General features: G+C 58.4%; 1 rRNA gene. It reads left to right on the forward strand.

The annotated features are described in order from the left end of the window. Nucleotides 1-209: 209 nt before the first annotated feature. Nucleotides 210-305: ribosomal RNA gene (gene rrf, locus ACAM49_RS40405) — 5S ribosomal RNA — on the forward strand; the annotation flags it as partial.

The raw sequence follows: 305 nt of genomic DNA on the forward strand, positions 1-305 counted from the left end.
TAGGCCAGAACTGGAAGCCCGGTAACGGGTGTAGGTGACTGGTACTAATAGGCCGAGGACTTACCAACAAAGAAGCTACGCGTCCACTGTGCAGTATCTGAAACAACACACTGCCGTGTGTTGAGAGGAATTTCCCCGGGGGCTTCCCCCGGGAACCCCCTTGAGGGGTAAGGGATTCCGCTCCACCGCGGTGCATAGTTTCATAGAGTTACGGCGGCTATAGCGGTGGGGAAACGCCCGGTCCCATTCCGAACCCGGAAGCTAAGGCCACCTGCGCCGATGGTACTGCACTCGACAGGGTGTGG

Origin of the sequence: Nocardia sp. JMUB6875 (genome assembly GCF_041154655.1) — a bacterium.
Taxonomy (GTDB): Bacteria; Actinomycetota; Actinomycetes; order Mycobacteriales; family Mycobacteriaceae; genus Nocardia.